The sequence below is a fragment of the Paenibacillus mellifer genome (assembly GCF_023195895.1).
GTDB classification, from domain to species: domain Bacteria; phylum Bacillota; class Bacilli; order Paenibacillales; family Paenibacillaceae; genus Fontibacillus; species Fontibacillus mellifer.
Genome location: NZ_JALPRK010000027.1, coordinates 20,347 through 40,752, shown reverse-complemented (window position 1 = coordinate 40,752; position 20,406 = coordinate 20,347). Strand labels below are relative to the sequence as shown.

At 53.7% G+C, this 20,406-nt stretch carries 19 protein-coding genes and 1 pseudogene; 9 read left to right on the top strand and 11 right to left on the bottom strand.

Annotation, left to right across the window (positions count from 1 at the left end):
• Window positions 1–94: 94 nt before the first annotated feature.
• The 6 genes and pseudogenes from M0651_RS21015 to M0651_RS20990 all read right to left on the bottom strand — a co-directional run.
• On the bottom strand, window positions 95–364 hold the full coding sequence (locus M0651_RS21015; protein WP_009224994.1) for an HPr family phosphocarrier protein: 270 nt from the start codon (window positions 362–364) through the stop codon (window positions 95–97).
• A 110-nt stretch (window positions 365–474) separates the two neighbouring features.
• A complete protein-coding gene (gene whiA / locus M0651_RS21010) occupies window positions 475–1,404 on the bottom strand; it encodes a DNA-binding protein WhiA (RefSeq protein WP_248553668.1) in 930 nt (309 codons plus the stop codon).
• Window positions 1,405–1,409: 5 nt separating this feature from the next.
• Entirely contained in the window at window positions 1,410–2,399 is a 990-nt protein-coding gene (mgfK, locus tag M0651_RS21005; protein ID WP_504928355.1) for a gluconeogenesis morphogenetic factor MgfK, read from the bottom strand.
• A gap of 80 nt (window positions 2,400–2,479) precedes the next feature.
• A complete protein-coding gene (gene rapZ, locus M0651_RS21000; RefSeq protein ID WP_248553689.1) occupies window positions 2,480–3,370 on the bottom strand; it encodes an RNase adapter RapZ in 891 nt (296 codons plus the stop codon).
• A 115-nt stretch (window positions 3,371–3,485) separates the two neighbouring features.
• Window positions 3,486–4,436: an ROK family glucokinase gene (locus M0651_RS20995; RefSeq protein ID WP_248553667.1), complete on the bottom strand. Its 951-nt coding sequence runs from the start codon at window positions 4,434–4,436 to the stop codon at window positions 3,486–3,488.
• A 523-nt stretch (window positions 4,437–4,959) separates the two neighbouring features.
• Window positions 4,960–5,395 (bottom strand): annotated as a pseudogene (locus M0651_RS20990) (DUF438 domain-containing protein); the annotation flags it as partial.
• A 197-nt stretch (window positions 5,396–5,592) separates the two neighbouring features.
• Here M0651_RS20990 and M0651_RS20985 point away from each other — a divergent pair.
• The 5 genes from M0651_RS20985 to M0651_RS20965 all read left to right on the top strand — a co-directional run bounded on the left by M0651_RS20985 (window position 5,593) and on the right by M0651_RS20965 (window position 10,105).
• A complete protein-coding gene (locus M0651_RS20985; protein ID WP_248553666.1) occupies window positions 5,593–6,273 on the top strand; it encodes a response regulator transcription factor in 681 nt (226 codons plus the stop codon).
• Window positions 6,270–7,664, top strand: a complete 1,395-nt coding sequence (locus tag M0651_RS20980; RefSeq protein WP_248553665.1) for a sensor histidine kinase — start codon at window positions 6,270–6,272, stop codon at window positions 7,662–7,664. Before M0651_RS20985 ends, M0651_RS20980 begins: the two co-directional genes overlap by 4 nt.
• Window positions 7,665–7,735: 71 nt before the next feature.
• Window positions 7,736–8,650, top strand: a complete 915-nt coding sequence (locus M0651_RS20975; protein WP_248553664.1) for an ABC transporter ATP-binding protein — start codon at window positions 7,736–7,738, stop codon at window positions 8,648–8,650.
• Complete coding sequence (locus M0651_RS20970) at window positions 8,647–9,363, top strand: ABC transporter permease (protein WP_248553663.1); 717 nt, start codon at window positions 8,647–8,649, stop codon at window positions 9,361–9,363. Before M0651_RS20975 ends, M0651_RS20970 begins: the two co-directional genes overlap by 4 nt.
• Before the next feature lies 1 nt (window position 9,364).
• A complete protein-coding gene (locus M0651_RS20965; RefSeq protein WP_248553662.1) occupies window positions 9,365–10,105 on the top strand; it encodes an ABC transporter permease in 741 nt (246 codons plus the stop codon).
• 115 nt (window positions 10,106–10,220) lie between these two features.
• Here the strand turns inward: M0651_RS20965 and M0651_RS20960 are convergent, their stop codons facing one another.
• The 3 genes from M0651_RS20960 to M0651_RS20950 all read right to left on the bottom strand — a co-directional run bounded on the left by M0651_RS20960 (window position 10,221) and on the right by M0651_RS20950 (window position 13,530).
• On the bottom strand, window positions 10,221–11,075 hold the full coding sequence (locus M0651_RS20960) for a carbohydrate ABC transporter permease (protein ID WP_248553661.1): 855 nt from the start codon (window positions 11,073–11,075) through the stop codon (window positions 10,221–10,223).
• Window positions 11,076–11,078: 3 nt separating this feature from the next.
• Window positions 11,079–12,050, bottom strand: a complete 972-nt coding sequence (locus tag M0651_RS20955; protein ID WP_248553660.1) for a carbohydrate ABC transporter permease — start codon at window positions 12,048–12,050, stop codon at window positions 11,079–11,081.
• A gap of 67 nt (window positions 12,051–12,117) precedes the next feature.
• A complete protein-coding gene (locus M0651_RS20950) occupies window positions 12,118–13,530 on the bottom strand; it encodes an ABC transporter substrate-binding protein (protein WP_248553659.1) in 1,413 nt (470 codons plus the stop codon).
• 231 nt (window positions 13,531–13,761) lie between these two features.
• Here M0651_RS20950 and M0651_RS20945 point away from each other — a divergent pair, with 231 nt between their 5' ends.
• From M0651_RS20945 to M0651_RS20930, 4 genes are read left to right on the top strand one after another with little or no spacing between them, the layout of a single operon-like run.
• Window positions 13,762–14,706 (top strand): ABC transporter ATP-binding protein, encoded by a 945-nt coding sequence (locus tag M0651_RS20945; RefSeq protein WP_248553658.1) that lies wholly within the window; start codon window positions 13,762–13,764, stop codon window positions 14,704–14,706.
• Window positions 14,707–14,709: 3 nt separating this feature from the next.
• Window positions 14,710–15,447 carry an ABC transporter permease gene (locus M0651_RS20940; protein WP_248553688.1) on the top strand — a complete coding sequence of 246 codons (738 nt, stop codon included), beginning with the start codon at window positions 14,710–14,712 and terminating at the stop codon, window positions 15,445–15,447.
• A 6-nt stretch (window positions 15,448–15,453) separates the two neighbouring features.
• Window positions 15,454–16,632 (top strand): sensor histidine kinase, encoded by a 1,179-nt coding sequence (locus M0651_RS20935; RefSeq protein WP_248553657.1) that lies wholly within the window; start codon window positions 15,454–15,456, stop codon window positions 16,630–16,632.
• Window positions 16,629–17,231: a response regulator transcription factor gene (locus M0651_RS20930; protein ID WP_248553656.1), complete on the top strand. Its 603-nt coding sequence runs from the start codon at window positions 16,629–16,631 to the stop codon at window positions 17,229–17,231. The genes M0651_RS20935 and M0651_RS20930 overlap by 4 nt, the downstream gene beginning before the upstream one ends.
• A 267-nt stretch (window positions 17,232–17,498) precedes the next feature.
• On the opposite strand, the gene trxB is transcribed toward M0651_RS20930, so the two are convergent.
• Together trxB and M0651_RS20920 are read right to left on the bottom strand one after the other, a co-directional pair.
• Window positions 17,499–18,455 (bottom strand): thioredoxin-disulfide reductase, encoded by a 957-nt coding sequence (gene trxB / locus M0651_RS20925; RefSeq protein ID WP_248553655.1) that lies wholly within the window; start codon window positions 18,453–18,455, stop codon window positions 17,499–17,501.
• A 107-nt stretch (window positions 18,456–18,562) separates the two neighbouring features.
• Window positions 18,563–20,299, bottom strand: a complete 1,737-nt coding sequence (locus M0651_RS20920) for a tetratricopeptide repeat protein (protein WP_248553654.1) — start codon at window positions 20,297–20,299, stop codon at window positions 18,563–18,565.
• Window positions 20,300–20,406: the final 107 nt, after the last annotated feature.

Below are 20,406 nucleotides of genomic sequence, written 5' to 3'. Positions count from 1 at the left end.
ACCGAGGACAAATGTTGCAGCTCACGCAAAAAAAGGATGATTCCGCAGAAAATCCACGGAAACATCCCCTTGTTCCGAAAGGCTAAACCAGCAATTACTGGTTCTCTAGCTCCTCTTTGCTGACCAAATTGATTAAAGCGTTTGCAGCCTGCTCAGCATCCGCACCCTCCGCACTGATGTAAATCTCGGTGCCGGTACTAATCGCGAGGCTCATAATCCCCATAATGCTCTTGGCATTGACTTTTTTATCGTCTTTTTCAACAAAAATCTCGGAAGAATATTTATTCGCTTCCTGAACGAAAAGCGCAGCCGGCCGGGCATGCAGCCCCGTCTTCAGACGAACGGTAACCGGGTGTTTAACCATGAAAACTTACCCCCTATACGAATTCAATCCACATCATCATATTCGTAGACATTATAATTTCTATCATTATAGCATACGGAGTACGTAAGACACTAGCAGCAAAACCTTTTTTAACTCCCGCGAATTTTTTCGGCGAGCTCGTCGATTTTGCGCAGCCGGTGGTTCACTCCCGATTTGCTGACCGTTCCTTTCAGCAGCTCGCCCACTTCTTTGAGGTTCATATCGGGGTGGGCCAAACGGACCTCGGCAACCTCACGCAACTTCTCCGGCAAGTTCTCCAAACCCACTTCCTTCTGCAGCAGCTTAATGTTGTCGATCTGCCGGACGGCGGCGCCGATCGTTTTGTTCAAATTGGCCGTCTCGCAATTCACGATGCGATTCACGGAATTCCGCATGTCGCGCATGATCCGCACGTCCTCGAATTTGAACAACGCCTGATGCGCGCCGATGATGCTGAGGAGCTCGATGATTTTTTCGCCTTCCTTAATGTAGAAAATAAACCCTTTCTTCCGTTCAATACAGCGTGCGTTCAAATGAAACTCATTCGCTAAATCGACCAGCGCTTGACAATGCTCCTCGTACATCGAGGCAATCTCCAGGTGGTACGACGAACCCTCTGGATTGTTGACCGAACCGCCGGCCATAAACGCCCCGCGCAGATAAGCCCGCTTACAACAGTTTTTCCGGGTAAGCTCCGGATTAATCCCCGAGTTAAAAATAAACCCTTCGGAGACAATTTTCAGCTCCTTCAGGATCTCTTCAACCCGGCCCGGAATGCGGACGATGTAGACGTTGTTTTTCTTGAGGCGCATCTTCTTGCGGACCAGCAGCTCCGTGTGAATTTGGAAATGCTTCTTCAATAAAGAATAGATCCGTCTTGCGATCGCGGCGTTTTCGGTGGATATATCCAAAATGATCTTTTTGTTCGAAACCTGTACCGATCCGTTCATCCGGATCAAAGCGGATAATTCGGCCTGCTCGCAGCAGTCCGAGGCTTCGACCATCGTCAGCTCTTTTTTGGTTTGCGCCGCAAAGGACAAGGGACTCACCTCTTTCGTAAAATCCAGTTCTCAACTAGTTGATAAATATGATGGCTTAATTTGTCGGCGTCATGCCGCAAGTATCTGCGGAACAACACGAGGGTATCGGCAATGACCTTGTACCCTTGCCCCGTTACGTTATCCCAGTCCACCTGGACGGGCTTAGCGCCTTTCTCTGCGTAAAAATCCTGAACCTGCGGCGGAATTTCGCCGTCATTCACGATCACGTAGTCGAACAGATGCTTGCCGACGTGGTGATACACGGCCTGTAAGTGATCGCTGACCGTATAATCGTCCGTCTCGCCCGGTTGGGTCATCACGTTACATATGAATATTTTGATCGCAGAGGTGTTCTCTAATACGGCCTCCGCCAGCTTGGGTACGAGCAGATTCGGAATGATGCTGGTGTATAGGCTGCCCGGTCCAATCAGAATTGCGTCGGCTTCCCGGATCGCCTCAACGGCTTCCGGCAACGGCTCGACTTCCTCCGGTTCGAGGAAAATCCGCTTGATTCGGCCCCGTACTTCAGGAATCTTGGATTCCCCGGTTACTATAGTGCCGTCTTCCATCTCCGCGTGCAGCACAACCGCCTGACCGGCTGCAGGCAATACGCGCCCGCGCACGGCAAAGACACGGCTAAGCTCGCGGACAGCCGTCACGAAATCACCGGAGATGTCGGTGATGGCCGCTAAAATCAAATTGCCCAAACTATGGCCCGCCAACCCCGAACCGGATGCAAACCGGTAGTTCAGCATATCCGACAGCAAAGGTTCGACGTCAGCCAGTGCGGTTAGTACATTCCTTATATCGCCGGGTGGCGGCATTTGCAGTTCGTTGCGCAAAATCCCGGAGCTGCCCCCATCGTCGGCTACAGTTACGATAGCCGTGATATCGAGCGGTTTCTCTTTCAACCCGCGAAGCATGACGGACAATCCGGTGCCCCCGCCCATCACGACGATCCGCGGAACTCTGTTTTCCTCAGCCCGATGTATCACTTGGTTCACCTCTTAGTGAGGGTTCAAAAAGAAATGGAATACTCTTTTGAAGAGCCTCTATACTTGCGGGGAAGCTTGTTTTAGCGGTCTCGGCCTTCGTCGCGATGACTGACGCGAACCGTTTCCGTTTCGCTGACGCCGAGCATCCGACCCAGGTATTCGGCAATCGCGACCGAACGGTGTTTGCCGCCGGTGCAGCCGATTCCGATGATCACCTGGCTTTTCCCCTCTTTATGGTATTGCGGCAGCAAGAAATGCAGCATATCTAACAGTTTGGCCAGGAAGGTTTGGGTCTCCGGCCACTTCATAACATATTCATATACATCGCTGTCTTGTCCCGTGTGCGGACGAAGTTGCTCGATGTAGTGCGGGTTTGGCAAGAAACGGACGTCGAACACCAGATCCGCATCGATCGGAATGCCGTATTTGAATCCGAACGAGGTAATGTTCACCGATAAATTGCTGCTCTCCAAATGAGAGAAGCGGGAAATGATCTTCTCCTTGAGCTGCCCCGGCTTCATGATGCTGGTATCGATCACCTGGGTGGCTGACATCCGCAGTTCATCCAGCATTTTGCGCTCCAGCCGGATGCCGTCGAGCGGCATACCTTCCGGGGCCAGCGGGTGGCGGCGGCGGCTTTCCTTATACCGCTGCACAAGGATCGAATCGGTAGCATCGAGGAACAGAATTTCACACTTGATGGTGAAATGCTCCTTAATAAAGCTAAGCGACTCTGACAGCGCCGTAAAAAACTCCCGCCCGCGCAGGTCGATCACGAGCGCGACCTTAGCGATCTTGCCTTTGGACTGCTCAATCAATTCGGCGAATTTGGGAATCAGCACCGGAGGCAAATTATCCACGCAAAAAAATCCGAGATCCTCTAAACTGCGTACGGCCAGCGATTTACCTGCCCCCGACATGCCCGTGATAATGATCAGATTGGCGACCGAACCTGTTTCCTTCTCCGGCATCGTTGTTCCCTCCTCGCAAAATTCTCCTTGTCCCATGTAAATTTGTCTCCTAAGCAAATCATTGGCCTGCCAACTTGAACGTCACTGACCCTAACGGACCGTAATGACCTTATGATTATGATCTAAGGAAGAGGCCGGCGGCGCCAACCATCCCCGCATCATTGCCCAGCGTAGCCGGTACGATTTGCATGCCTCTTTGCACCGGTTCCGGTGTCAATTTGGCGAATACGCTGCGGACTTCGTTAAACAGAATGTCGCCTGCTTTGGATACGCCGCCACCGACGATAAACAATTCCGGATTCAGAACGACCGCCACGGCCGCCATCGATTTGCCCAGATAGAACGCCGCACGGTTCACGATACGAATCGCCGCTTCGTCGCCGGCTTTAGCCGCATCAAAGACGTCCTTGGCCATGATGTTCTCCACATGCGACAGCGATGTCCGGTCGCCGCGCGCTACGGCGTCCTTAGCCATACGGATAATGCCTGTTGCCGAAGAGACGGTTTCCAAGCAACCCATTTGACCGCATCCGCAACCGATCGCTTCCAGGTCCGGAACAACGGACATATGCCCCAGTTCGCCGGCCATCCCTGAGAACCCTTGATAGATTTTACCGTTCATGATGATCCCGCCGCCAACGCCAGTGCCCAGCGTGTAGCAAACGCAGTTCTCGATTCCTTTACCGGCTCCGCCCCAGGCTTCGCCCAGCGCCGCCACATTAGCGTCGTTGTCTATTTTGATCGGCTTGCCCAGTCGCTGCTCCAAAATCTCGCGAATCGGGAAATCCTTCAAACCTACATTCGGCGCCAAAATAATAATCCCCTCGCGGACATTCGTAAACCCAGCCACGCCGGCGCCTACCCCCGCCACCTGCTCCCAGGCGAACGGCGATTCTTCCACGACGCGCCGGACGTACTTCTCGATATTAGCGACGATCGTATCCGCGCCCTTATCGACTTCGGTCGGGCCTTCATACGTATGAAGAAGTTGACCTTCTTCATTGCAAATGCCGACTTTGACTGCCGTACCGCCCAAGTCAACGCCAATGTAGATTTTTTCAGACATATTCACAAGCCACCTTTTTTAAATAATAGATAATTTACGTGTCCATACGTGCAAAAAGGCCATTCTCGATCCATCACCGCGCTGTCCGCGCCATGACTGAAAACGCCTTCGCAAGTAGTTTACTCCTACGTACCAACTATAAGCGAACCCTTCGGTTCGGTCAAGAGAAGGGAAGAAACGGCAATCCCAATAGTGATAAGGGATTTTGCGTAAATGACGTAGATCATAGACAGGCATACACGCCTCAAAAATCCACAAATTCCCTCCGCCCTCCCCACCGTATAGATACCCATAAAAAAACCGGCATCGCGGTACGAACGCCGGGGTATAACGAATGTTGTGCGGATTTTAGGACAAAATCCGTTTTTGCCCCTCCAACTCACGAATCGGGGCGATATTCTGCGTGAACTCGAGTGTCCCCAAATAACGCCCCTCCTCACTGCGAACAGCAAAATAGCGGATACACGAATTTGTCCTTGACCGGAATCCAGAAATCTTCGGCATCCTTCCGCCCCGCTTTAAAATCCTCCAACAGCTTGAATACCAGCTCCTCGTTGGCTTCCTTCCGGTACTTATCGAGATGCAGCTACAGCTTGAAATTGACCAGCCGCTCGATCTCACGGTTTTCCAGCTTATAAGTGTGCACCGGGTGGCCTGGCTGCTCTTCCGGCTTGGATGAACGGTGAATATCTTCAATCGAGCCCTTAAATATCGCCGTATGGACCGAGCATAACCGCTGCACCTCCTCAACCGGGATACCTTCCTCTTCCATCAGCGCATGCTCCATCGCAGAAATCTCCGAGACCGTCACGTCACCAACCGCCGCCTCAAACCGTGCCTTGACTTCATCCACACTCTTACCTTGATGCAGTTCTTTCTTTAATGATTTCCTTCAGCATCTGCTGACGCCGGCTTGGTTCCGTTGCGCCAAACTCCCGATTATTGATCAATTCACTCACGAGCCAGTCCCTCCTTATAAGGTTAAACCTCTGTTCTCATCCGATCCCTCTCGTTGATAACCATTCTCAAGAACAAGGTAGCATAGGGAAAATTGCCAACTTGTGATTGCAATCACAAATAATATAGGCGAATTGGGGTTCCTCCCGTTTCTTTTTTCTCCGTCTTTTGCCAAAATAGAATCAGGAGGAATGCCATCATGCCTATAACAAATTTGCTATATATCGAAGACGATCCCGAAATCGGCGAATGGGTCTACGCCAATTTGCAAGAGCGCGGGTACACCGTGACGTGGCTGAAGAGCGGGGAACAGGCCGTTGAGAAAGCTGCCGATTGCCAGCTCGTCATCCTGGATGTGATGCTTCCGGGATTGGACGGTTTCACCGTAGGGGGACGGTTAAAGCAGCAGTACCCTGAGCTTCCCGTACTGATGTTGTCGGCTCGAACCTCGATTGACGACAAGCTGCAGGGGCTCAAATTCGCCGACGATTATTTGACAAAGCCGTTCCATCCGGACGAGCTGGCAGCCCGGATCGAGGTGCTGCTGCGCCGCAGCGGGGGGTCCGCTGACCCGGAGCCGCTGCAGCTTAAACATTTGCTGGTCTATGAGAAAGAGAACCGCATCATCGATCAGGGCACGAACGAAGAAATTGTGCTGACCGGCAAGCAATTTCATATTTTCGCCTATCTGCTGCGCCATCTCGGGCAAATCTTGACCAAAGAGCAGATCTACGAAGCGGTATGGAACGAACCTTACCTTGATGGGGACAAGACCCTGATGGTTCATATTCGTCATCTGCGCGAGAAGTTGGAACGTGATCCGGCGAATCCCGAAGTCATCGAGACGATTCGCGGGATCGGCTATCGGGTGAGAGCATGAAGCTCCGACCCGTTCGCAAGTTCCGCAAATCGCTGCTAACGAGATACGTGTTGATTCTGATGATTGCCTTTGTCTTCATCCCCGTCCTTATTCCGGTTAGCTTATTCGCATCTTGGGCCGTCAATCTGCTGATGAACCCGGAACCTCTTTGGCAAAACAAACGCCCCTACGGTACGGGCCTCGACATCGAGACCACTTGGCACCAAGCTGCCGCCGGGCTGAAGGGGGCTTCTCCCGAAGCCATTGACGAGAAGGTGAAGGAGTTGAAGAAGCGTTATCCCGACGCTGCGCTGTATTGGGTCGACACGGCCGGACAAACCCGTCTGCAACTGCCGGAACAGGAAATGGTGCCGAAGCATTGGTCCCTGGAAGATACCATCGCCTTCATGAAGCAACGCGTAGATGCGGACCCTTTTACCGTCGTCGCTTTCATTGGAGGGGACGAGCGGGCGAAACAAGGCTTCATGGTGCTGGAGCTCCCGCGTAAATTTATGGTAATCCAAAACGAGGGCAGGCAAAGCGACAGCCGTTTCTACGGCGTGTTTCTAGCGATTCTGCTGGGCGCTTTCGTGTTGCTGTCCTACCTGTTCTTTAGCGATATCCGCAAACGGCTGCTGCGTCTGGAGTCCGGCATGACCCGTCCCGGTCCCGACGGACTCCCGTCACTTATCCAGGAAGGGCGGCCGGATGAAATCGGTCGGTTGGAGCTAGCCTTTAACCACATGGTGTCCGAACTGAAGGACAGCCGCCAACGCGAAAGCGAAGAAGAAGAATTACGCAAGAGTCTGATCAGCCATCTATCGCATGATCTGCGTACGCCGCTGACGGTGCTGGCAAGCCATCTGTATTCGCTCCGTCAGGAGTCCTTAAGCGATCAAGGCCGGCAATCCCTGACCTTGATGGAGACCAAAATCAGCGATTTATCCGGCTTGATGGATCATCTGTTATCGTATAATCTGCTATCCACCGGGCGTTATGCCATGTCCTTGGAGCGGCTTGATGTGCTGCGGCTGGTAAGGGAAAGCGCAGCCGCCTGGTATCCCGTCTGGGAGAAAGCCGGGATCACGGCCGAAGTTGAACTGCCTGAGCAGCCACTATACTGGAACATTGATGCCCAGGGCTTCCGCCGCGTGCTGGATAACCTGTTCCAGAATCTCGTACGCCATGCAGGCTCCGGGAGATATGCCGGGATTACGGTAGAACCCCGCGGCAATACGGCGGCCCTCGTCATCAGTGACCGCGGCCCTGGCATCCAGGCCGTTTCCGCCGCCGGGGGAGCTGGGCTGGGCCTGCAGATTGTCGATCTGCTCCTGCGGGAAATGGGGCTTAACCGGGACACGGTATCCACGGATGCGGGGACGAAAGTGTGTATTTATCCCTCCATAAATTAAACGAAACTTAAACTTCCCCTGTCTTCGCCTTTAAACTTCGGACGATATGATCGTTTCCGAGGTGATATATCGTGAATGAAATCATCATTCAAACGGAAGGCTTAACGAAAAAATACCGCGGCCGCGCCGCGGTAGACCATTTGAACCTGGAGATTGCCAAAGGGGACATCTACGGATTCCTGGGGCCCAATGGCGCTGGGAAAACAACGACGATCCGCATGCTGCTCGGCTTGATTCAGCCGACCTCCGGTTCAATCCACATCTTCGGCCGCGAGCTACAGCGAGATAAGCTGGCCATCTTGCGCCGCATCGGCTCGCTGGTCGAATCCCCGTCTTACTACGGCCATTTGAGCGCGATTGATAATCTGGAGGCCATCCGCCGCATTCTGCAGGTGCCGAAATCGCGGATCGACGAAGTGCTGGAGATCGTCTCGCTAACCAGCGAAGCACGCCGGCCTGTGAAGGGCTTCTCCCTCGGGATGAAGCAACGTCTGGGCATCGCGGCCTCCCTGCTCGGCAATCCCGAGCTGCTCATCTTGGACGAGCCGACCAACGGGCTAGACCCTTCCGGCATCCACGAGATCCGCGAGTTGATCAAGAGTATGCCGCAGCAGTACGGGATCACCGTGCTGGTCTCCAGCCATCTTCTCGGCGAAATGGAACTAATGGCCAGCAAAGTAGGTATCATCCGCGAAGGCCGGATGGTGTTCCAGGACACGATTGACAATCTGCGGCAGAGGTCGGCGCATGATATGGAACTCGTTGTCTCAGAGCCGGATGAGGCGCTTTGGATCGCCCGCGATTTAGGCGCAGCCGGTAAACTGCAGAGTGGCATTTTGTCGTTCCCGGGCATGGCCGACGCCCAAGTCGCCCACCTGGTCAAACGATTGGTAGAGAACGGGCATTCCGTGTATCGCGTCGAGCAGAAGAAGAAATCGCTTGAGGACATCTTCATGCAGGTGATCGGGGAGGGGGCGGCGGTATGATGTTGCGCTCCCTATCCTCCGACTTCCTGAAAATTCGACGCAAAGGCATTTGGTTCTTGATCTTCTTGGCTCCGATCGGGCTGATCGTCATGCAGGCGCTTAATTATGGGCTTCGCTTTGACTGGATGATGAAGGAGCATGCAAGTGATCCATGGGGCGGATTGCTGGAGAACATCTCGGTTTTTGTTCCCATTGCCCTGTATCTCGGATGCACACTGATTAGCTCGCTGGTCGCTAATGTGGAGCATCAAGTGAGCTCTTTGAAGCAACTGCTTGCTCTTCCGATCTCCCGGACCGCGGTGTTCAGCGCTAAGTTCCTGCTATGCTTCCTGTTGCTGTGCGTATCGTGCGTGTTGTTATCAGCCGCCACCGTGATCCTGGGGGTATCCTTCGGTTTCAAGCCCGGCTCGATCCCGTTTCCGGATTTGGCACGCTTGGGATTTTATCCGCTGCTTGCCGTACTCCCGCTTCTGGCCTTGCAGCTCTGGCTTTCACTGGCTTATCGCAATCAGGCGCTTCCCGTATCCCTCGGTGTGACCATTTCGATCATCTCGCCGTTTACGATGAATCTGTCGGAATGGTTCCCCCTGAACTGGCCCATGTTCGGGCTCTTCGGCCCGCACCGTGAATGGTTCGTGGCTGCTGGCTTAGTCGTTGGTGCGGTCATCCTCCTGATCGGGCTGGTTCATTTCAATCGAAAGGACGTGGATTAAGATGAGAACCTTCCTAAACGTCCTGGCCGCCGAACGCCTGAAAATGGCAAGATCTCGCGTATGGCTCGTCCTGTTAGCCAGCCCGGCCCTGTCTGCCCTGATCGGCGTCTTAGTTGATCTCCCGGACGGCTTGGATGCGAGCGCCTGGCCGCTCTTGATCAGCGGCATGTCGATGTTGCACGGGCTGCTGTTCCTGCCGATTATGTCCGGCTTGTTCCCGTCGTTCCTGTGCCGCTACGAGCATACCGGCGGCGGATGGAAGCAGCTGCTCGTATTGCCTGTCTCACGCAGCGCGGTGTACATGGCCAAATTCACCGTCGTCCTTGGGCTGCTGGCCATCTCGCAGCTGCTATTCTTAGCCGCCTTGCTGATCGTGGCGCAGGTCCAGGGCATATCCGGCCCGTTACCATGGGGAATGATCGCCACAAGCCTCCTCGGCGGCCTGATTGCCTGCTTACCGCTGGTCGCCTTGCAGATGGGCGTATCGCTGGTTTGGACCAGCTTTGCCGCCCCGCTCGCGGTCAATGTCTCGCTGACGATCCCGAACCTGCTGATCATCAATTCGTCCAAGATTGGCCCTTACTACCCTTGGGCTCAACCGCTTCTTGCCATGATGCCGCGCGGACAGGCCGATTACGGCGCCTTTAATCTGCCGTACGAAAGCCTGCTCATCACCGTCCTTGGCAGCTTCCTATTATTCCTGGCAGCCGGCATTCTGTACTTCCGCCGCAAGGCGGTGTAGAGACACACAACTACAAAAGGCCTGTAGATTAGCCGGATGAGCCATTACTCATCCAAGCCAATCTACAGGCCTCTATTCATAGGGGGGGGTTATTATGAAATGCTAAAACACCAGGTTATTCTTTGACGCCACCTAAAGCGACACCGGCAATAATGTACCGGGACAACAGGAAGTAAACAATGAACAATGGTAACGCGGTCAAAGCTAGCCCCATGTAAATGGAACCAAACTCCGTTTTGTAAATATCGCCGCGCAGCAAGCTGACCATGATCGGCATCGTATACTTACTCTTATCCGTCAGCAAAATGAGCGGCATAAACAGGTTGTTCCAGTTCGCAACAAAGGCAAAAATCGCTTGAGTTGCAATCGCCGGCATCATCAGTGGCAGAATGATTCGGTTAAACGTTTTGAATTCACCGGATCCGTCTACACGAGCGGCCTCCACGATCTCCAGCGAGAGCGTTCCCAGCAGATACTGGCGCATGAAGAACACGACAGCTGGAGCGGCAATAGCCGGCAAAATCAGCGGTAACAGGTTATTCGTAAAGTGAATCTTGTACATGAATTGATAGAAACCGATCGAGCTGGCTTGAGCCGGAATCAACATGACAGCCATAATAAAGGTAAAGAATGGCTGACGCAGCTTCCAATTATAAGCCACAAGACCGTAAGCGGTTAGAGACGAGAAATAGACGGTCAAAATCGTCGCCGAAGCGGAGATCGTGAAGGAGTTCAGAAACCCTTGAATCGGGTCAAAGCTCTTATCCAACAGCACCTGCAGGTTGCTCATCATGTGAGTCGATGGAAGCAGCGAGAGGCCGGCTTGGATTTCTGCCGTAGAACGCGTAGCGTTGACAAACATGACCCAAAACGGAAGGATGCTGAGGAGAGCCAGTAGAATACACACGACATAAACAATCGTCCGATTAATTCGGAGTGCGACGGCACTACCTTCCTTAATTTTTTCCATGGCTTACACCTCCCCTTTAGCTGCTGCACGTTCAGCTTTTCTTTGTTGTTTAATCGTTTTATTCAATTTCGCCGCATCACGGTCACGCATCATGTAGAACAAGACGGCGGACAGAAGCGCAGCGATGATGAACAGAAGCATACTTGCTGCTGCTGCACGGTTGTACATATAACTTCCTTTAAACGCTTGCCCGTAGATAAACATCGACGTTGTCAGCGTAGAGTCGTCCGGACCGCCTTGCAGGAACAATTGCGGAATATCGAACATCGTCAAGCCGCCGATCATCGACGTAATCAACGTGTACAGCAAGATGGTCCGAAGACTAGGCAGTGTGATACGGAAGAAGGTTTGCCACCCGTTCGCCCCGTCGATCGACGCGGACTCGAAGATAGCGGGATTGATCCCCATAACACCTGCGACCAGAATGATCATGGTGTTCCCATACCACATCCAGAATTGAATAAAGGAAACAATTCCCCGCGCCGTCGTCTTATCCTGAAGGAAGAAGATCGGAGCGTCAGACCAACCCAGCATTTCGAACAAGCTGTTGATCGGTCCCATCGGATATGCAAACAAAGAGCTAAAAAGCACTGCAATTGTACTTGCAGTGATAATATTCGGCATATAGAGCATGATCTTGAACGCGCCTTGTCCTTTGACATTCAGGCGTTTGTTCGTGAACCAAGCTGTGAGCAATAGCGCAAGGCCCATCTGCGGAATAAAGTTAATGATCCAGAGCAGGCCTGTGTTAATTAAGGATTTTTTGAACGAAGCATTTTCAAGGATCAGATCCTTAAAGTTCTGAAAAGGGTTATCTAGAATCTCCAGCGGCTTAGGGATGATCCCCTGCATATTCGTAAAGCCGATTACTGCGGTATATAAAATCGGATATAGTGAAAAAACCAAAAATGCCAATACAAATGGCAATGTAAAAATGTAACCATATCTCGAATAGTTGACACCTTTGCGGCGCATGCTTTCACCTCTTTCATTATATGAAGGGGCGGGTAACTCCCCGCCCCTTCGCATCTACTGCGTATGCTTATTCGCTGTCGATGCCAAGTTGGTCTTTCACTTGTTGTTTGAAGGTTTTGATCGCATCGTCACGGGATTTGTTGCCTGCCGTGTACTCACGAGTTTGATCGCGCCAGAGTTTGTTGATCGTTTCGTCGTATTGCGTCAAGTTCTTACCGGAAGCGTTCGCGTTAGCCGGTACGAAAATATCAAACATGTTCTGACCGCCAAGCAATGGAACTTCACCGTTGGATTTCGACATAACCACGGAGGAAGCTACGCTATCCTTCGTACCTGTTTCGCCCTCTTTCATCGTACCGTTAGCCCAGAAATATTGGAGGCCAGTTTCAGAGGTATCCAGCGTAATCCAGTTCATGAAGTCAGCAACTGCTTTCTTCTTCGCTTCGTCTTTCGTTACGTCTTTGTTAGCCAAGAGCCAAGTACCGCCCCAGAAGAAGCCTGTTGGTGGTTCAGTAACTGCCCAGTCGCCGTTTGTATCTTTAACTTGACCGTTCATAACGTAGTTGATCAGCCATGCTGGGCCGAAGAACCCGAAGATCGGTTGAGCGCCGGATCCGGACATGTCTGCATACCAAGCTTCCGTCCAGTCCGTTGTATCGTTGTGATATCCGTTGTCTTTCAACTTCTTGGAAAGGTCCAGGAACTCTTCACGTTTCGGATCGATGTGAAGTTTGCCGTCTACAATCCAGCCCTTGTCGGAGCTGTTTTCGATCGCATGCCACATGTCGCCGTCACCAGAGACGATGCCGTAACCTTTAGCTTTCAGCTTCTCAGCTGCCGAGAAGAACTTATCCCAACCAGGACCAACTTCTCCTTTGATTGCAGCCGGGTCGTCTGTTCCGAATACTTCCTTCGCAATCGAACGACGGTAGATGAACGCGCCGCCAGTTGCTTGGTAGCCAAGGCCTTTCAACGCGCCGTCTTTACTACCGATATCTACGGAGTATTGAGCGATGCCTGCGTCCTTAACCATTTGGTCAGTCAAGCCCAGGTCAGCGTAGTTTGCCGCATAACTGGAAGCATCACCTTGCGTATACTTCAGGACGAATGCTGCTTCAGCCGCATAGATGTCCGGAGCGTCTTTGCCGCCGCCAGCCAGAGCTTGGTCAAGCGCAGGTTGGTAAGCGCCATCCGTTGTAGCGATAACCGTGGTTTTGAACTCCACGTTGGCGTCCGGATGCGTTTCCAAATATTTTGTTGTCATATTCGGAATTTCATCCGTAAAGCTCCACAGATTGATGGTAACTTTTTCACCCTTAGAATCTGTACCCGCGGAAGAATTCGATTCCGTCGGCGTAGTCGTATTCGAGGACGATTCGTTCTTGGAGTTGTTGCCTCCGCAAGCCGTGAGGGCTGTCGTCATCACCAGCAATGCAGAGATCCCGATCAACAGGTGTTTCATGCGTTTCATGCGTTTCATGCTTTGCCTCCCCTTTTTGTTTTCTACTCGGTATTTTGTAACCGCATTCATATTTTAATACATCTTGCCCCTCTCCATAAGTAAGCGCTTATTGGGAAAAGTTCAACTATTTTTGGGTCTTGCCAGGAGGAAGCCTGTAACCGCTTAACCCCTTGTGACAATTGTCATCTTTAACTCATGACAATCCTTACTAACGAGGTTCGGAGCGTTCCATTATCCTAGAGTTAACCGATGAAAAACCAGAAATTGGAGGCGAAAATTAACGTGGAATCCATCATTGAAATGCACGACGTCAGCAAAAGTTTCAAAGATAAAAAGGCGGTCGATCACCTATCCTTCCACATTCCCAAAGGCTCCATCACCGCGATTCTCGGTCCGAACGGAGCCGGGAAGACAACCGCGGTCTCGATGCTTCTCGGCTTGCTCGAACCTACCGCCGGAACTGTAAAGCTGTTTGGTCAGTCGCCTAAGGATCGAACGGTCCGTGAGCGGACCGGCGCCATGCTCCAAGAGGTCAGCGTCATGGACCGACTTAAGGTGCGTGAGATTCTCGAGCTGATCTCCAGCTACTACCCGAACCCGATGGAGCTGGCTGAGCTCGTCCGCCTGACCGGGCTCGGGGCTACCGATTTAAACCGGTATGCCGAGAAGTTGTCCGGCGGGCAAAAGCGCAGCCTCGCCTTCGCCCTCGCCTTGGCGGGCAACCCCGAGCTGGTGTTCTTCGACGAGCCGACGGTCGGGCTTGATATCACTGCCCGGCGGCGCTTCTGGGACAGCGTCCGTCAGCTGGCCGAGCAAGGGAAGACGATTGTCTTCACGACGCATTACTTACAGGAAGCTGACGATATCGCCGATCGGATCCTGTTGTTTAACCGAGGCAGTTTGGTAGCGGACGGCACGCCGGAAGCCATTAAATCGCGTATCGTCAAACGTTCGGTCTCCTTCCTCACCAACGGCGATGGCCCTGAGCTGCGGAGCCGGCTGGTGGCGCTCTCCCCTGTCGCGGAGTGTTACAGCAAGGACGGCCGAATCCATGTGACGACGGATGACACGGATGCAGCGCTCGCCGCGTTGTTTACAGCCGGGTTGCCCGTGCATGACATACGGATCGAACAAGGTCGGCTGGACGAAGCGTTCGAACAGCTTACAGCTAATCATGAAGAGGAGGCGGTCTAAATGATGCACACAATATCGATGCAATGCAAGGCGGAAATGCTGCGGGTTTTTCGCAATCCCTATTATGTATTCTGGTCGCTGCTGATGCCGGTCATGTTCTATTTTATCTTCACTCGGGTCGTCAATACCGGTGCCGACAATCCGGGCAATTGGCAAGCGCATTACCTGATGTCGATGACCACATTCAGCGTCATGGGTTCGGCCATCATGACACTTGGCATCCGTCTGGTGCAGGAGCGAACCCAAGGGTGGTCCACCTTCATGCGAATCACGCCGCTGCCCGGCCCGGTGTACTTCTTCGGTAAAATGTTCGGCCAAACGATGATGCATCTGTTTTCCGTCGTGTTTATTTTTATCGCGGGATATTTGATTAACGGGGTTTCGTTACCTTGGCACCTGTGGATTTACAGCGGTCTGTGGATTGTGGCGGCTTCGCTCCCTTTCCTCGCGCTGGGTACCTTAGTCGGGTTGATGAAACGCGTTGATACAGCGAGCGGCGTCAGTAACGTATTGTACCTGGCACTTGCTGTCACGGGCGGTATGTGGATGCCGATCGAAGTACTGCCCAAGGCGATGCAGGCCATCGGCAAATGGCTGCCCTCCTACCAGTTCGGAGGCGGCGCGTGGTCGATCGTTCAGGGCCATGCGCCGAGCTGGCGCAATGTGTTGATTTTGCTGGGCTACCTCTTCCTGTTTATGGTACTATCCACATATATCCGAAAAAAACAGGAAGCGGTGTAAGCTCACATGAGGTTCGGCAAGTTTGAGTTATTCCCGAAAAAATACGGCTGGTTCCCTTACATCTGGCCGATTTATCTGGCTCTTCCCGTAGTAAATATTCGCGATGAGCAAGGTATTAAGCTGTGGATCGGCTGCGCGATGATTGTCCTCTTTGCGGTGACGTACCGTCAGTTGTACTGGGTTACCAGCAGAACATTTAACTTATGGCTTGCGCTGCAATTAGGGCTTATTCTGGCGCTCTGCGCATTCTATAGTCCGTATAATTTCTACATGGGTTTCTTCACCTCGAACTTTATCGGATGGTATACCGACCACAAGAAATTTAATGTCGCGATCTCTTGCTTCGCCGCCGTGGAAGTGCTGTCGCTCCTGATCGGCTCCCACGATCTGCTGGTTAGTGATCTGCCGTTCCTGCTCCCATTTCTGCTCATCATGCTGGTGATGCCTTACGGCATCCGTTCGATGGCAAGACGGCAGCATCTGGAGCAAGAGCTCGACCGGGCGAATGAACAGATCAAGGAGTTGATCAAGCGTGAGGAACGGATGCGAATCGCCCGCGATCTGCACGATACACTGGGGCATACCTTGTCCTTGATCACGCTGAAGAGCCAGCTGGTTGAGAAGCTCGCGAGCAAGGACGCCGAACGGGCTCAAGTCGAAGCGCGGGAGATCCAGCGCACCTCGCGCGCCGCACTGCGACAGGTACGGGAGCTCGTCTCCGACATGCGAGCGATCACGATTGCGGAGGCGCTGGCGGAAGCCGGCGAGATCCTCCGCGCGGCCGACATCGCCTTTGACGTGGAAGGCGATCCGCGGCTGACCGGCGTGTCCGACTTGACGCAGAATATCGTCAGCCTCTGCATTAAAGAAGCGGTGACGAACATCGTCAAGCACAGCCGGGCCACGCGTTGCGCCGTCACGATCGAGATCGCCCCGGCCGAGGTGCGGCTCCAGATCGAGGACAACGGCATCGGGTTATCCGCGCCGTTGGACGACAGCGTCACGGGCAACGGCCTGAAGGGCATGGCCGAGCGTTTGTCGCTGATCGACGGCGCATTAACCGTCGGCCTGGCGAGCCCGAGCCACTCGGACGGATCAGCGGTTGGCTCCGGCCAGGGCACCCGGCTGCGGATCGCCATCCCGCTCATTGTGAAGGAAGCCAACAAAGAGGGGGAAACCGCATGATTCGCATCGTGATTGCCGAGGATCAACGCATGCTGCGGGGAGCGCTGGCCTCCCTGCTCGATCTGGAGGACGACCTTGAGGTCGTCGGCCAGGCCGGAGACGGGGCCGGAGCGCTGGCGCTTATCGAGACCCTGCGCCCGGATGTCTGCTTGATGGACATCGAAATGCCGCTGATGAGCGGGCTTGAGGTGGCCGAGAAACTGCAAGCGCAGGGATCGCCGTGCCGCGTGATTATCCTGACGACGTTCGCCCGGCCGGGTTACTTCGAGAGGGCCGTCAAAACCGGCGTCCAGGGTTATCTGCTCAAGGACGAGTCCAGTGACCGGCTGGCGGAAGCGATTCGTCGCGTCATGGCCGGACACCGCGAGGCTTCGCCGGAGCTCCTCTTCGGCAGTATCCGCCGGGACAACCCCCTCACCGCTCGCGAGCAGGAGATCCTGCGGCTGGCCGCTGAAGGACGCACCGCTGGGGAAATCGCCGGATCCCTGCACTTGTCTTACGGCACCGTTCGCAATTATATTTCGGAAATTTTGAACAAGCTGGAGGTCAAAACCCGTATTGAAGCGGTGCGCCTCGCGGAGGAGAACGGCTGGATTTAAGCAGCTCGCTCACAAGAAGAAGCACAAAAGGACGCCGAAGAGATCGGCGTCCTATTAAGTTATATTCGATTTTTCGCATAAAATAGGGCGCAGACGACGAAAAACCCGAAATGTATTCGGTTTTTCATATAGATTCCAGGACTTCGTCTGATGATTGCCTAAATCTATATATGGAATTTCATATATATTCGCTAGAAACCGCCGGAATTCCCATAATGTACGCGAATTTTCGCATACATTCAGACTGGAACAACGCGATCCACTCGCTCAACTCCCGGTCGGGCCGCTCCAATCGTGCACCATGCTGCCCTCAAGGAACTTCTCGCAATCCATCGCCGCCATGCAGCCGGACCCAGCCGCGGTGATCGCCTGGCGGTATCGCGTATCCTGCACGTCGCCGCAGGCGAATACCCCGGGTACGTTCGTCTCTGTTGTTCCCGGCTTGACGACGATATAGCCGTGGTCATCGGTCTCGACCGCGCCGCCGAGGAACTTCGTATTCGGCGAATGGCCAATCGCCACGAACACCCCGTCGGCTTCCAGCAGCTCCTCCTGATCCCCGGCATTGTTCCGTACCTTCAGGCCTTTCACCTTGGCGCCCTCTTCCGTCACCACTTCCAGTGGAGTGCGATTCAAGGCCCAGCGAATTTTCTCGTTGGCCTTGGCGCGATCCTGCATGATCTTCGAGGCGCGCAGCTCCTCCCGGCGATGCACGATCGTCACCTCGGTGGCGAATCGGGTCAGGAAGTTCGCTTCCTCCATCGCGGAGTCGCCGCCCCCGACAACGAGAAGCTTTTTGCCGCGGAAAAAGAACCCGTCACAGGTCGCACAGGTGCTGACCCCACGACCCACGTTCTCCTGCTCGCCGGGAATCCCCAGATACCTTGCCGATGCCCCCGTCGACAAGATGACTGTTTCCGACTCCAGGGCTTCGCCGCCCTCGAGCGTCACCTGAAACGGCCGTTTCGAGAAGTCAACGGTCTCAACCCAACCATTTCTAAACTCCGCGCCAAAACGTTCCGCCTGCTTGCGCATATTGTCCATCAGCTCGGGCCCCATAATGCCCTCCGGAAAACCCGGGAAGTTCTCCACTTCCGTTGTCGTGGTCAACTGCCCGCCGGGTTCCAGACCCTCGATCACTACCGGGCTTAAGTTAGCCCGCGCCAAATAAATCGCCGCCGTCAGGCCGGCCGGCCCCGTTCCAATCACCAACACTTTGTGCATACGTTCGTACCTCCTTGGTTCCTAGGAAATAGCTCGACCTCTCGATTCCTATGTAAATGGAATGCTCCATCAAATTTTCCCCAAGTTGGACCCGCTTTACCCGCAAACTATTGGACCGATGGAAAAATCGCCTCGATCTTCTCCTTCACTCCGCACACCTCATCCACACGTTGAACATAACGCCGTGCCGTCGATGCCGAAATGTTGTATTTCTGTGCGACCTGGTCATAGGTCACGGCAAGGCCATGCATTTTGGCCGTCAAATACTCGAGAGCCGCGGCCCACCCCTCCAAATGAGAGATTGTTGGCGTATCCGGATATAACCGGGTGAGAAAATCCGCCCACAATGTCTCCATATCATGTTGCTGCTGAAGATCGAAGTTCCGCTTCATTTGCTCCATCGCCAGATCCACGACCGCCTGCCATTCGTTCTGCCATACCGGCAGCTCTGACGTCACACGGCTGGGATCAACCATGGTTGTTGTCGCTCCGGATCGAACGGGCAGCGGCTGGCTCACGCCCAAGTTCCGGAGCACAAATAACGCCATCTCCTTCAGATAGGCATCTTCCTCCGGCTCCAGCAAGAAAGCTTGCAGCGCTTCCTCGACCTCCCGATCGGCGATCAGCCCCAGCGCCTGAATCACCTGGAGTTTCGTCTTCGTATCGCCGTGGCGTAACGCCCAGAAGAACGAAGAACGAATCAACGGGTTCTCTTTCAAATCGGTTGGGATGCCTTGATCCGAAACCTCCCAGCGCTTCATTTGCTCCTCGAACGGCAGCAGGTACTGATAATTCACTGGAAACGGCCCTGCCTCGGGGTGCTCGCGCTCCTGAGCGAGACAGTTCAAATAATAATCCGACACGCTTGAGCCGGGGTCCAGCCTTCTCACGGTGTTCCAAAGCTGTTCCGCTTCCGATCGCCGTCCGGTATAATAAGCAGCCACCGCTGCATAGTGGTACAAGCTCGCATCAAAGGACGTATCTTCCCCGCGCAGCAGCCGTTTGAAATGGCCGAAGGCCGCATTATGACGGCCCAAAATCCCCATCGTTGTCGCCAGTTTAAACACGTGTTCCTGGTGGAAGGGCACGATATTTTCCAATCGTTCGGCCAACTCCTCCAGCGCCTCGTGGTTCCCTTCATGCTGATAGAAAATCGCCAGATTACACAAGCCGTGCAAATTCCCGGGGTCTTGTGTCAGCACCTCTCCCACGGTATCCATCGCTTTGCGAAATAACCCCAGGTAGTAGTAACCCAAGGCCAGGTTATTGCGGGCCGCCAAGAAATCAGGCAGGTTCCGTAAGAGCTCCTCCAGCATTTTCACGGCTTGCGCAAATTTACCTTCTTCCAGCAACGCACGAGCCTGATCATGCTCATAGACACCATGCCGGGACTTAATGCTCTTCAACTTGGTCGGCCGGTCCAGCTCGTATTGCAGCAAGTCGATCATCTCTTCGGCTTCGCTCAGGAACTGGCCGCTCTCATCCTGCTCCAGATAACGGACGAGCGCCTCTTCGGCCGCTTCGAACAGATCCATATTAGCGTAATTGTTCGCCATGTAGAAATAACATTCCGTCATCGCCGGGTCAACCTCTTCCAAGACGGTCTGCAGCACCTCATTGGAAGCCTCGTAATCTCCCATTTCCGACAAGATCCCCGCCATATTGCAATGATTCACCGGGTTGCTCGGCTCGTATTCCACGGCTTTGCGAAAATATTTCAATGCCTTGTCATAGCGATAGCGGTCCAACGAAGAGACAGCTCTCTCAAAGAAAAACCCCGCATCCATCGAGAAGGGCAGTACTTTTCCCCGTTTGGTTTTGGCTGGTCGCTTTTTTTCGTTCAAGCAAGGCACCTCCTTTGATTTCATTTCTGATAAGTCTACTTCCCGCACACTCAGGTAAACTCTCCATTCCACAGTATAACATAGGAGAAGCTGTCCTCCCACGGGGA

What these genes read in the sequence shown, in the direction of transcription:
- M0651_RS21015 (WP_009224994.1), bottom strand. Translation starts at nt 364, where the DNA reads ATGGTTAAACACCCGGTTACCGTTCGTCTGAAGACGGGGCTGCATGCC.
- rapZ (WP_248553689.1), bottom strand. Translation starts at nt 3,370, where the DNA reads ATGCCGGAGAAGGAAACAGGTTCGGTCGCCAATCTGATCATTATCACG.
- M0651_RS20995 (WP_248553667.1), bottom strand. Translation starts at nt 4,436, where the DNA reads ATGTCTGAAAAAATCTACATTGGCGTTGACTTGGGCGGTACGGCAGTC.
- M0651_RS20985 (WP_248553666.1), top strand. Translation starts at nt 5,593, where the DNA reads ATGCCTATAACAAATTTGCTATATATCGAAGACGATCCCGAAATCGGC.
- M0651_RS20980 (WP_248553665.1), top strand. Translation starts at nt 6,270, where the DNA reads ATGAAGCTCCGACCCGTTCGCAAGTTCCGCAAATCGCTGCTAACGAGA.
- M0651_RS20970 (WP_248553663.1), top strand. Translation starts at nt 8,647, where the DNA reads ATGATGTTGCGCTCCCTATCCTCCGACTTCCTGAAAATTCGACGCAAA.
- M0651_RS20965 (WP_248553662.1), top strand. Translation starts at nt 9,365, where the DNA reads ATGAGAACCTTCCTAAACGTCCTGGCCGCCGAACGCCTGAAAATGGCA.
- M0651_RS20960 (WP_248553661.1), bottom strand. Translation starts at nt 11,075, where the DNA reads ATGGAAAAAATTAAGGAAGGTAGTGCCGTCGCACTCCGAATTAATCGG.
- M0651_RS20955 (WP_248553660.1), bottom strand. Translation starts at nt 12,050, where the DNA reads ATGCGCCGCAAAGGTGTCAACTATTCGAGATATGGTTACATTTTTACA.
- M0651_RS20950 (WP_248553659.1), bottom strand. Translation starts at nt 13,530, where the DNA reads ATGAAACGCATGAAACGCATGAAACACCTGTTGATCGGGATCTCTGCA.
- M0651_RS20945 (WP_248553658.1), top strand. Translation starts at nt 13,762, where the DNA reads ATGAAAAACCAGAAATTGGAGGCGAAAATTAACGTGGAATCCATCATT.
- M0651_RS20940 (WP_248553688.1), top strand. Translation starts at nt 14,710, where the DNA reads ATGCACACAATATCGATGCAATGCAAGGCGGAAATGCTGCGGGTTTTT.
- M0651_RS20935 (WP_248553657.1), top strand. Translation starts at nt 15,454, where the DNA reads ATGAGGTTCGGCAAGTTTGAGTTATTCCCGAAAAAATACGGCTGGTTC.
- M0651_RS20930 (WP_248553656.1), top strand. Translation starts at nt 16,629, where the DNA reads ATGATTCGCATCGTGATTGCCGAGGATCAACGCATGCTGCGGGGAGCG.
- trxB (WP_248553655.1), bottom strand. Translation starts at nt 18,455, where the DNA reads ATGCACAAAGTGTTGGTGATTGGAACGGGGCCGGCCGGCCTGACGGCG.